The organism is Eubacterium coprostanoligenes, assembly GCF_900167205.1.
In the GTDB taxonomy this organism is placed as follows: Bacteria; Bacillota; Clostridia; order Oscillospirales; family Acutalibacteraceae; genus Eubacterium_R; species Eubacterium_R coprostanoligenes.
The window spans coordinates 71,583-83,219 of record NZ_FUWW01000001.1 but is presented as its reverse complement, the minus strand read 5'-3'; the positions used below and the strand labels follow the sequence as shown (position 1 = coordinate 83,219).

Annotated in this window: 11 protein-coding genes; 6 read left to right on the top strand and 5 right to left on the bottom strand. The window is 35.3% G+C overall.

Annotated elements, in window-relative coordinates:
• Positions 1-17 precede the first annotated feature (17 nt).
• On the top strand, positions 18-392 hold the full coding sequence (locus tag B5D29_RS00330; RefSeq protein ID WP_078767587.1) for a hypothetical protein: 375 nt from the start codon (positions 18-20) through the stop codon (positions 390-392).
• Positions 393-769: 377 nt separating this feature from the next.
• Here B5D29_RS00330 and B5D29_RS00325 read toward each other — a convergent pair whose 3' ends face one another.
• Both B5D29_RS00325 and B5D29_RS08880 read right to left on the bottom strand, forming a co-directional pair.
• Positions 770-2,413, bottom strand: a complete 1,644-nt coding sequence (locus B5D29_RS00325; RefSeq protein ID WP_078767586.1) for an RNA-binding domain-containing protein — start codon at positions 2,411-2,413, stop codon at positions 770-772.
• Positions 2,414-3,615: 1,202 nt separating this feature from the next.
• Positions 3,616-3,816: a tyrosine-type recombinase/integrase gene (locus tag B5D29_RS08880; protein ID WP_078767584.1), complete on the bottom strand. Its 201-nt coding sequence runs from the start codon at positions 3,814-3,816 to the stop codon at positions 3,616-3,618.
• 421 nt (positions 3,817-4,237) lie between these two features.
• Here B5D29_RS08880 and B5D29_RS00310 point away from each other — a divergent pair, with 421 nt between their 5' ends.
• Positions 4,238-5,458 (top strand): HipA domain-containing protein, encoded by a 1,221-nt coding sequence (locus tag B5D29_RS00310; RefSeq protein ID WP_078767583.1) that lies wholly within the window; start codon positions 4,238-4,240, stop codon positions 5,456-5,458.
• 261 nt (positions 5,459-5,719) lie between these two features.
• On the opposite strand, the gene B5D29_RS00305 is transcribed toward B5D29_RS00310, so the two are convergent.
• Positions 5,720-7,558 carry an Eco57I restriction-modification methylase domain-containing protein gene (locus B5D29_RS00305; protein ID WP_078767582.1) on the bottom strand — a complete coding sequence of 613 codons (1,839 nt, stop codon included), beginning with the start codon at positions 7,556-7,558 and terminating at the stop codon, positions 5,720-5,722.
• A 265-nt stretch (positions 7,559-7,823) separates the two neighbouring features.
• Between B5D29_RS00305 and B5D29_RS00300 the strand changes: the two genes are divergently transcribed.
• Together B5D29_RS00300 and B5D29_RS00295 are read left to right on the top strand one after the other, a co-directional pair.
• Positions 7,824-8,387 carry a helix-turn-helix domain-containing protein gene (locus B5D29_RS00300; RefSeq protein ID WP_078767581.1) on the top strand — a complete coding sequence of 188 codons (564 nt, stop codon included), beginning with the start codon at positions 7,824-7,826 and terminating at the stop codon, positions 8,385-8,387.
• Complete coding sequence (locus tag B5D29_RS00295) at positions 8,384-9,202, top strand: hypothetical protein (protein WP_078767580.1); 819 nt, start codon at positions 8,384-8,386, stop codon at positions 9,200-9,202. Before B5D29_RS00300 ends, B5D29_RS00295 begins: the two co-directional genes overlap by 4 nt.
• A 110-nt stretch (positions 9,203-9,312) precedes the next feature.
• Here B5D29_RS00295 and B5D29_RS08530 read toward each other — a convergent pair whose 3' ends face one another.
• A complete protein-coding gene (locus B5D29_RS08530) occupies positions 9,313-9,480 on the bottom strand; it encodes a hypothetical protein (protein ID WP_143406694.1) in 168 nt (55 codons plus the stop codon).
• 162 nt (positions 9,481-9,642) lie between these two features.
• Here B5D29_RS08530 and B5D29_RS08635 point away from each other — a divergent pair, with 162 nt between their 5' ends.
• Together B5D29_RS08635 and B5D29_RS00285 are read left to right on the top strand one after the other, a co-directional pair.
• Positions 9,643-9,963 carry a helix-turn-helix domain-containing protein gene (locus tag B5D29_RS08635; protein WP_159443359.1) on the top strand — a complete coding sequence of 107 codons (321 nt, stop codon included), beginning with the start codon at positions 9,643-9,645 and terminating at the stop codon, positions 9,961-9,963.
• A gap of 124 nt (positions 9,964-10,087) precedes the next feature.
• Positions 10,088-11,146, top strand: coding sequence for an AAA family ATPase (locus tag B5D29_RS00285; protein WP_078767578.1), 1,059 nt, complete (start codon positions 10,088-10,090; stop codon positions 11,144-11,146).
• A 39-nt stretch (positions 11,147-11,185) separates the two neighbouring features.
• On the opposite strand, the gene B5D29_RS00280 is transcribed toward B5D29_RS00285, so the two are convergent.
• A complete protein-coding gene (locus B5D29_RS00280; protein ID WP_078767577.1) occupies positions 11,186-11,554 on the bottom strand; it encodes a hypothetical protein in 369 nt (122 codons plus the stop codon).
• Positions 11,555-11,637 lie beyond the last annotated feature (83 nt).

Below are 11,637 nucleotides of genomic sequence, written 5' to 3'. Positions count from 1 at the left end.
CAAACGAGGTGTTTTTTATGAAGTATACAGATAAACAGTTATCAATGTTCGCAGTGCTTGGCTTTTTAGGGCTGATTGTTACATTTATTATCGGCGCGGTAACGATTGTTCTTATGCCTTTTGCTCTTCTTTATGCAATCGGTTACCTCATTGCACTGATATACCTGTTTGTACTTTATCTCAAAAACCGTCCGGATGAGGCGAAAGCGCAGCTTAAGGGCTTTGTTGACTTTTGCTGCGACCCGCAGGTCGTTCACGAAAGCGCTGTCAGACGCAGTAAAAAAGCAGCTGCAAAACGCCGCAAAAAGCAAATCAAGCGAAGCAAACGGCAGGCAAGGCGCTTGGCGCTTGCTTATTCCGCTAACAAAGCATTAAAAGACTTTATGAAATAAAAAGGCAGTCGAATAAATGCGTCTGCCTTTTTTATAAAATTTAACCCTTTTAAGTTGTTCGTGATCATCTCGTGACACTTTAGCGCTTGCCCCATAAGTATAATTGCGGTTGAAGAGTCAATAACGGCGATTTCTGTTTGAGTCAAGTTTTCCGTAATAAACATCGACATTATAGCTGCAGCCATTATTGATTGTGCGCTCATCTTTGAAGGGTTGTCGTTTTTACTAACTGTTTTTATTTGAAAAACGTTAAAAACGAGACGGCGTATATAGAAAAAACTCTCAAATAGAGAGTTTTTGTACTATATATTGATACCTTTAACTCACTTCCAATTTACTTTTTTTGCAAATTGGATGTAAATTGGATGTAAATTGGATTAAGGCATTCCATACTTTGCATAGTGACCTTTTTGTAATACTACTAGTTTACCTTCATCAACTAGTTTTTTTAACAAAGTATATGCTTGACGTTCGTTGACATGCAATAATTCAACAACATTTGACTTAGTTATTTCCCCTTGCTGCTTGCATAAAGCAAGAATCAATTCCAAAGAACGCAGTTTGTCAATATCTGTTTGGCGAACATATCCAACAGAATTGTCGGAGTCTCTATATAATTTTGACGACAAAAGAAAATTTCTGCTTTTACCAGAGCCTATCGCTTCAACCAAACCACTTTCGACTAGTCTACCTAGAGTGGCTTGAACTTTTATTTCGCTTAACTTGGTTTGATTCGCCACTTGCTTAATACTGGCCCTTCTTAATTCTTTAAGTGAATTGAGGATTAGTAAAGCATCTACAGGAATGTCTTTTCCCGTTTTGCTTTGCTCATCGGTCAGCATCCTAACAAAATTCTTATCTGGTGCGCTTCTTGCAATAAATAAATTGACATTTTTAGAAGTCGATGCTGAATAGTCCGGTAGCGGTCTACCATAAAATAAAGATCCGCTGAATATTCTATCAATACCCCTTCCCGTCCTCTCGGCAAGACCAATACGCTTTAAAGCATCCGCCAATACAGGATTTCTACCATGTGGTTCAGCGTATAGTAAATTGTCAATGGTAACACCTTCAATAAACCCACCGGGATTTGTGATTGTAAGACCTTCATCATTGATTAACACTCGCACCCTACCAAGCATAGAATAATCCCTGTGACAAAAAGCATTTACCAGGGCCTCTCTAAACGCTCTTCGATTGAATTCCGGTATATTCATTCTGATCAGTCCAAAATCCATCTCAGTTGATGGGTTCCATGCGTTAAAGTAGTTTTCGATTTTTTCTACCGTTGAAAGAATTGACCTGTGATAAGACTCATTCACTATCACCTCTGTACCACTCAACACTTGTATAGAGGTTTCCATTGTGGGAACAAATCTTTTTATGCTTTCTCTCTTTCCTATTAAAAGAATTCCTGTAATTGTTGGAATGTGTTTTCCTTCAACTTCTTTTGTTAATTGCAATGCACTATCAAGTTCATCATCAGTTAATTCCAACAACGATGCTTCGCCATAATTAATTTTAATGATATTTCTTAACCGCACTCTTTCAATAGGATCTAAATCATCTTTTGTCGCATCAGGAACTGGCTGTCCTGAAAAATCGAGCAAACTTAAATCAGAAAGCCTTGAAGTTATTTCATAAGGATACATTGGAACACATTCTGGTGTTCCATCTGTTTTCAATCTCCTTCTAAGTATTTTTCCAGTAGATGTTGCAACTATAGATCTCGACTGATTTACATTAATAATAACAACCGATAACCCATTGAAAACCTCCATTTCGCAACGAGTACTTAACGGTGGAACTGTTCGATTGGCAATAAACGCGCTTAATGTAGAAATATTACTGTGGTCTTTATGAACACCCGATACTTCTCCACTGTCTTCCACGCCTAAATACAATTTGCCGCCTGAAGTATTTGCCAAACCGACAATTGAATCAATCAAATCGTTATCGGACAGTTTCTTTTTGTCACTTTTGAATTCTATAGTTAATGATTCCTTTTCTGTCAATAACATCTAACTCACCTCTAACGTAATTTTAACATACATGTTAATTGAAATCAAGCCATTTTTACAAAATGTAAATTGAACGGTAAATTGAATTGCTGTTTTATATAAAAGCCGTGTCTCGTTTATTATTTGAATCCCATAATGATATTATTACTATATAACAAAATGACAACTCAATCATTCACTAGGCAATTCAATGCGAAAAACCTGGTGAAAAGTGACTTTTGAGAGACGCAGCGAAAAGTCTATTAGGCTGGGAGCGTATATAAAGGATACTACAAAAGGCAGTCGAATAAATGCGTCTGCCTTTTTTATAAAATTTAACCCTTTTAAGTTGTTCGTGATCATCTCGTGACACTTTAGCACTTAGAAATTCATTTTTCTATCCAAAATTTTGCTTTTATCATGCTTCGTTAGATTTTTGGTATATTTTGCGAGATTTGTGCGCTCTTACATCGACATTTTTTTGCAGAGATACGGTTATAATTTGTAAGGCGATTTTAAAACTGCAAAAACCCGATTTTCGGGGGTGCCAGAGTGACATTTGAGTGTCACTAAAATCCCGAAACCGTTGCAATTACTTGGTTTATAAAACTTACATGGGGCTCTGACTCCGTCATTTACGGTTCGAATCCTTATTACGAGCAAAGCGAGTAACAAGGTTATCAGGACCCATTCAAAATCTGTGATTTTAAAATGTGGAATAATATTAAATCCAGATATGCTATTTGATTAATGCTTTGGCAGTGATACTTTTGCATTTTTATTGCATAGATGATTTGATAGGATTTCTTTTTAAGATTTTAAGTGTAGCTGTGTTTTATTACGGATTATCTATGCTTGTAATATTTTTTTCAAAATCCGCACCGATAACTATAATGGTTTTGTTATTGTACGATTTGATAAACACTTTTGTCAGCAGTACCAAAGTCTTTCTTTTGTATGAAAATTTTGAAATCTTGACTTTGAAAATGTTTTTGACCAATTATTTTCCGTTGATAATCGTTGCGATCATTTTTATTGCCATTGTATTTAAAGACGGTAAAAAAAGTACCGATTGCTGATAACAATTCTCTCGAAGATGTTTGTTTTACAATTTATAAAAATATCTTAAAAACGATATTGAGTTTGATTTGGGCAATATTGTTTCTAAAAAAAATCCTCCTATGGCAGTTCAAATATACCGTAGGAGGATTATTTATTGGGTTTTATTTTAAATACGATTCTATATTAAAAACATCTTTCATATAATCTTCGTATTTCTGCACTTCTTCATTTTGAAATTTGTTAAAAATATCAACATATGTGTTAATTGTCGTTGAAACATCCGTATGGCCTAAAAATGCTTTCAACACAGGGGCATTTATCTTTGCTTCAATACATCTTGTTGCATAAGTATGTCTTAACATATGCTGTCCCAATCAAATAACTTATGTTTATAGTCCGGTGGACTGTTGCGAGATGAGTACACCTGTGGTCTTCAATATAATTATAACATAAAAAATAAAAAACAAAAAAATCAAGAAACGCCCTGTTTTTGACAATTTTTGATTGAACTTTTTAGTCAAAAACAAAACGCTTTTTTAATTTGTCGGTTTTTGACAATATCCAAACCCTCTCAAACCCACATAAAATAAGGCTTTCCGCACTTTTAGGCAGAACCTATTTTGAGCCCTAAAGAAACGCACCGTCTTTGAACCTGGTAATATCTATAGCTAAAATGATTGTATATATTAATAGGTTATAAATTAAATAAAATGTTAATAATTGATTTTAAATAACAGATTGTGTATAATAATTAATGAAAATAAGTTAGGGAGGAGTGTTGTTATGAACTATACTTTGATGCACAAAAACATAAAAGTGGCTGATTTATCTTTAGATGAAGAAACCGGTTCAATCGTTAAAATAGGCGAAATATATAACTTTGCTCACCTTCCTATCGGTACAACTAAAGACGATTTATCCGCCGACAGAGCCTTGCTCAATAAATGGTGGACCGATCGTTCAATTCCTGCAAGCAGATCGGGTGTAAGAGATGCACTTGAAATTTTGCGTGTAAGCACTCCGAAACTGCTTTTGGCAAAATGCTACGGATTAAGCCTCTCGGATCAATATTGGGTTAAGCCTATTAATTCCGATTTGGAATGGGAATTGGTAAATTTCTTTGACAATGATTTTTCAGAAGATGTCGGTGATATTCTGTTCGGAAAAACAAAAGATTCTGAAAATATCAGTTTGAACTCACCCGACAACACATCTGACGGTTGCTTAAAGAAAAGATGGAAAATAATTAATCAAAAGCGTTGTCTTCTTAAAGCAGGCAGTTTGCCATATGAACAACAGCCGTTTAATGAGGCTATTGCATCATTGATTATGGATAAGTTGAATGTTGACCATGTCAATTATTCCGTTATTGTTGATGACGAAAAACCATATAGCGTTTGCGAAGATTTCATTTCAAAAGATACAGAACTTGTGACGGCTTGGAAGATTTTGCAAAGGTATCCTAAACCTAATCACTTGTCTGTTTATCAACACTATATTAATTGTTGCAAATCTTTAGGCATTAATGACATCGTTGATAAAATCAATCAAATGATTGTAGTTGATTTTATTATATCCAACGAGGACAGACACCTCAATAATTTCGGTCTCGTCAGAAATGCAAACACGCTTGAATGGATTGGCGTTGCACCGATTTTCGACAGTGGTTCTTCGCTCGGTTATGATAAGGTTACACCTAATATGGATAAACAATCATTGATAGTTTGCAAACCGTTCAAAAAGACTCATTTTGAACAGTTAAGATTAGTCACCTCTTTTGATTGGATAGACTTTGACGCTTTGAAAAATATCGACAATGAAATACTCGGCATATTGAATGATGCCGATGAAAATTTAATTGACGATGCAAGAAAGCAAAAAATAATATCTTCAATCAACCAAAGAATAGAATATATCCATAATCTTGCTATGGAAAAAACTTGGCAAGCCAATGACGACATCAACGAAGATGTTGAAAACGATATTGCCGAGGATTACACATAATTAATTTAGCTGAAAAGATTTATAATTGACACAAAAACTGCCTACTCAAACGAGTAAGCAGTTTTTATATTTTTTAACGATTTTCTTTTTTGATGAATTGCGATTAATAATCATAATTCCGGGATTTTTTAACAGCAATCCCATATTCAACAAGCATACAAAGTGTAACAATATTGTAATAGATGGATATGTTATTTAATATCATCGACATAACATAATCATAAAACGGCAGTTAGGAGAATTCCCTAACTGCCACTGTTTTTATGCAAGATTATATAACTTTTCAACGATGCTGTTTAGCTCATTTTGAATTATGGTTGCTTCGGTTGAATTGTTCAAAATTTCATCCACAAGCGAGATTATTTTTGCTTGCTGTTGAGCTGTCGGAACAGGAATCGGCAAGGCTTCAATGTGCGATTTTAACATCTCAACCGAATTGAAAGTCTTGCTGAAAAAGAACTCCGCAACGCTTGAATTGAGAATTGCGAGAATGTATTTTATGTCGAGTCCGTCAATTTGCGGAATGAGAACATTGCAGCTGTTGAGCGGCAACATTTGACGGTCGTCATAAGCAAAAACAGGCGTGCTTGAAATGTAACGATAGAGTATTTTTTCCTTTGCACGATATGTTTCGGGCGGTGCGGATTGCTGAAAAATACTTCTGTCGTAATGCACAAAAGCGTGTGCCTCGTTGATTGTGTATTTGCCAATGTCCGTGCCTTTTAAGATAGGCTCTGTGTCAGGCAAACGCTCCGATTTGATGTAACTTTTGTTGTTGCCCGTGATGATTCCGACTGCAAAAACAGCATTGTTTTTCAAAAACACCGGCTCTTTGATGCTGTTGATTTGTTCAAGATATTCGTATTCAAAATCGGTAATGTTTAGGTTAAAATTACTTGAATCAATGCGTCTGTTTGAGCCGATAACAAACGAGTTGCTTTTGGTTTTTATCCTGCAATTTTTTGTTGAGCCACAATCACATTTTTGCAAGGTCAGCGCCACAACAGGACTGGTTGAGCCTTTCAATGTTTGACCGAAATAATGAACCGACTTAAACGAAGCGTTGTTCAAAATCAGCTCTCTTGCCTTTTGATGACTGCTCACATTCATCAATGCCTCGGGCAGAATATAGGCTAAAAATCCGTTTTCGTTGAGCATGGCTATTGCTTTTTCGATGAACAAATCAAAAGTGTCGAATCCGTTGCGTTTTGCAACAAGAAATGATTTTCTGACAGCTTTTCTGTATTCTTTGTCATAGCTGCCGCCCCACGGTGGATTTCCGATTATCACATCAAAATTATTGTCGAGTTCAGTCAGAGAATCAAGACATTTGATGTGGGAATTCAGTTGTTCCGAGGTTAAATTTGTGTCGTTCAAAAAAAGGCTGATTTTTGCCAAAGCCACGCTTATTTCATCAATATCAAAGCCAAAAATACGATTCAGACTCAAGCCGTTTTTCATAAGTCTCAAAAGAAAATTTCCCGAACCGCAACACGGGTCACAAATCATCTTGTTTTGCAGGTCGGTAACGCTGTTTAAATCTTCAATTATGTCATCGGATATTCGGTTGGGCGTGAAAAACATACCCTTGGATTTCTTGTTTGAAAATTGCAAAAGTGAGATATAAACGAATCCGAGAGTGTCGTCAAACGGTGTGAATTCAAGGTTGATGTTGAAATTGTTGCAGAATGAGTTGACGGAATTTTTCGTCAAATCCGATATGAGTGCTTCAAATACTTCCGGGTTTGATTGCTCTGTTTTTGCGTAAAGTTGGCGTGCAAAATAAGCAAGAACACCTCTGATTTCGTCAAGCGACAGAATATCGGTATCGTTCAAAAGGCGCTTGACTTCCTCACGATTTTTATAGCTGTTGATGTAACCGCCATAGATTTCAACAGCGTCTTTCAGCCTTTTGTTTCGTCTGCTTTTCAAGAGCGAACCGGTTTTGTTTTCCTCTGCCAAACGCTCAACATATTCCTTGTCAAAGGTTTTGTCATCGTTCATTTTCAGTTTGCCGAGTTTTATCCACTTGCTTGCCGTTTCGGTTGAAATAGACAAAATCTCGCAAGCCTCTCTCCTGCTGATCCTCAAATTTTCCATTGCCCTTCTCCAAAGGTTTCGCTATAAATTTATAAACAAAATTCTAATTAAAATCCAAATTAAAGCCAAGATTAAATAAACTCATTACGACAATATTGTATCATTTATTCATAGAATTGTAAACAGAGCAAATACACGAATAGCTACTTGCCGAATATGACAAATACAAAAACTAAACCCGTATTTTAGTATAGTTGACAAAATAATTTACATAATATATAATAGTGTAAACAATGAAAGTTTACACTATTGAAAGGAGCGGGTTATGACGGATTACAGAAAACTATGTATAGAAATTTTCGGAACTGATGATGAAACGGAATTGCGTGAAATTGCCGGCAGACAGCGCTCCGGCAGAAAGAAAGCGTTAAGCAAAAAGGACACTGAAGCCATTATCGAAATGCAACAGCGAGGAAAAACAACAAAAGAAATCGCAGAGCATTTTGGAGTAAGCAGACAAACCATCTCAAAATATCTTAACAAGCCTTTAAATGACAATTATGTGATGAGAATAGATTTTATGTATAAGCAAAAAATTTGCACAGAGATTTATGTTGACTTTACACATAAAAAAATAAATATTGTTAATCGCACAAATGATATTATGAAACGAGCTTTTGGAATTAATGAAAATCCGACATGGCAGGATTTTGAGGATTTTCTTGCTGACAGATGTTTTCCAAAAGAAAGAGCTATGTGCAAAACTATTCTTGGCAGGATAGGTATTGATAGCTATGACCCGTTTCAAATTGTTGAAAAAACAAACGGGAGAACTGCTGAAGATAACCAATATTTACGATTTACAAGAAAAAGGAGGATGGCATTTTGATAAACACAATTAATCTTAACGGATATGATTTGATTGATACAAAAGTAACTTCATCAAAAGGCAATCAGCAAAAGTGGTCGGTTGATGACTTATGGTACAAAGCTGACCATATGGGATATGAGGCACTCTGTGAAGTTGTTATATCAAAACTTTTAACCAAATCAAATGTAAATAATTTTGTTGCTTATCACCCAACAAAAATCGAATTTGATAACAAAACATTAAATGGTTGCTATTCAAAAAATTTCAAAGGCAAAAACGAAAGCATAGTAACGCTTGAGCATTTGGCTAAAAGTTGGCTTGCTAATTCAATGGCAAAAGAACTTTTAAATTATCAAACTCCGGAGGATAAAATTAAACATACCGTAAATTTTATTGAAAAAGTAACACATTTAGAAAATGTTGGTGCATACATCACTATGATGCTTGAGCTTGATGCGTTTTTCTTAAATGAGGATAGACATACAAACAATATTGCATTTATTCTTAATGACGAAACCGGTGAATTTAGATTTTGCCCATATTTTGATTTTGGATTATCTCTGCTTGCAGATACAACAGAAGATTATCCAATCGGTTTAGATATATATAAAGGCATAGAAAAAATCAAAGCAAAACCTTTTAATGATGATTTTGACATTCAATTAGAGGCAGCCACAAAATTGTTTGGTGACCAACTAAAATTATCATTTACAAATTATGATATAGAAAAAACTATTGAAACAGTAAATGATTATTACCCGATCGAAATCATAACAAGAGTAAAAAGCCTACTATATAATCAACGACATAAATATATATACATGTTTGATTGATAGTCTTTATAAAATTAATAAGGAGCTGATGACAGAACATCAGCTCCTTGCAATTTTTTGAACTTTATCAGAATTCCGACCGCATTGCATAAAGCAGAGCGGCTGTTTTATTACACCGTCATTTGTGCCTTCACTTTGGCAGAGATGATTTTTATAAAGGCTTCCGGTTCTATATTCATACCGGTATATTTTATAGCTTCTCTGATTTCTTTATCAACTGCTTCGGGTGTTGTCTTATGCTCTTTTGCAACTTTGTTAAGAATAGAAATATAACTCATTTTATCCCTCCTTTCTCACATCGAATAAACAATAACATATTTATTGCAAATATATTGTCGAACGGTGTCGATAATTCTACTATTTTGGAATTATTCTATTTTAGTCTGTTAACCGTTTATCCACTCCAAGATATAATATCTAATGTAGTGGAGGTGTTGATATTGAAAACTAATAATTTTAATGGTGAAATGGGCAAAAGAATTATCAAAAGACGCAAACAGTTAGGCTTGTCTCAAGAACAATTAGCAGAACTCGCAGATGTTTCACCTCAAATGATCTCTACTGCTGAACGAGGTAGCAAATCCATATTGTCGGAGAATTTGTATAAAATCAGCAAGGCATTAAATGTATCTGCGGATTATCTCTTGTCCGGCGAAATAACAGAATCGAGTTTTAACGAGATGTACAAAAGAGTCTTAAAAACTCCTGCAGAAATGCAAGAAAAAATATTTCAAGTGATAGACATCTTATCAGAAAAATAACAATGAAAATGGCAGTTAGGAACAATATCCTAACTGTTTTTTTGCGCCATATCATTGTATTTACTCAAAATACCCAAGATGGGTTTATTCGTTGTAAAATTAGTTTAAATAAAGGAGATATTTTATGACTATTTTACAAAACGAAGATATATTCAAAATCGGGAACGGAATCATCAAAACTCACGACCTGCTTCCTCTCGGAACTTACCACATTCAGAAGGACCATAATGGTGAGTTGTATTTGGTTGAGCGTGAGGACTTGAAGGCTGACTGCAAGATTTATGGCGATTATGCAGACAAAGCACCGAGCGTATACAAAACTTATTTGCATTATCCAAAAAGTATGGGTGTTCTGCTCTGCGGTGCAAACGGCACGGGTAAAACACTGTTTGCAAAGAAACTGTGCGAGCTTGCAAAAAATTACCAAATGCCCGTTATCTTGGTTGACCGACAGTTTGACGGATTGACTGCTTTCATCGACAGCATTAAGCAAGAGGCGGTTGTTTTGTTTGATGAATTTGACAAAACTATGGTGACTCAAACATTTAGAGGCTCTGAATGTGACCCGAAGCTGCTTTCTCTTTTGGACGGGACTTCGATGAACAAAAAGCTGTTTATTTTTACTGTCAACAATTCCAAACTTATTGGCGAGCACTTAATCAACCGTCCGAACAGATTGCATTACAAATTCAATTTTACTATTCCGAGCATTTCTGAAATAAACGAATACCTTTGCGATTCCATCGACAAAGAGAAGCAAACAGTCATTCCGGAAATATTGGAGATTGCTGTGCGAATCCCGCTGAATTACGATGCCTTGCGTGCCATTGCATTTGAAATAAATCACGGCAACGACCTTGACGATTCGCTTTACGACTTGAATATTAACTATTCTGACACCCTAATTTATGATGTTGAAGTTTTTTTAAGCAACGATTTCAACACCCTGACCAACAACAATGTGGAAATTGACTTTTATGCAAAAACCGCACAATTTTTCACAAGTTACGACTATGGCAACGAACAATATCGAGTTTGTATAAATCTTCAAAACGCTTACACAGACATTGAAAGTGAAACTTTGATAATTCCGAAAGAAGATATTAATGTTTTTAATACAAGCTCGTCAAAGCGTTATCCGACTGTGAAATATGCACAGCTAAAGCTGAAAAGACAAAACTAAATAGCAAAAATCCGAGTTTGAAAGGACTCGGATTTATCATTATAAAGTGGTTTTGCAATATTCATAAAGCAGGTCGTTCACTTCAAACAGATTATAAATCCCATTTAAAATGCAGAAGCGGACGACTAAATCTTCTTTCAAGCTTGTTGACAAAGCATAACCCGCAAGGCTCAACAAATAATCCGTTTCTGCCAAGTTCAGTTTCAACCCCAAACAAAATTTTATGGCAGTTTGCTTTGACGGCCGATAAAAACGGTTGCTGAACATTTTTGAAAATATATCTATCGACAAGTCAACGCTCTTGTAAAGTGCTACTTCGTTAAGCTGTCGTTCTCTTATTTTCAAGCAAACAAAATCAGAAAATGTTTCGTTGCGGTTTGTGTTTTCCCATAACAAATAATTATTCATCCTTTACCATCCTTTGATATTTATTAAAAAACAAAAAGCTGCAAACAGCAAAAACCATTTACAGCTCAAATATTACTTTCAAT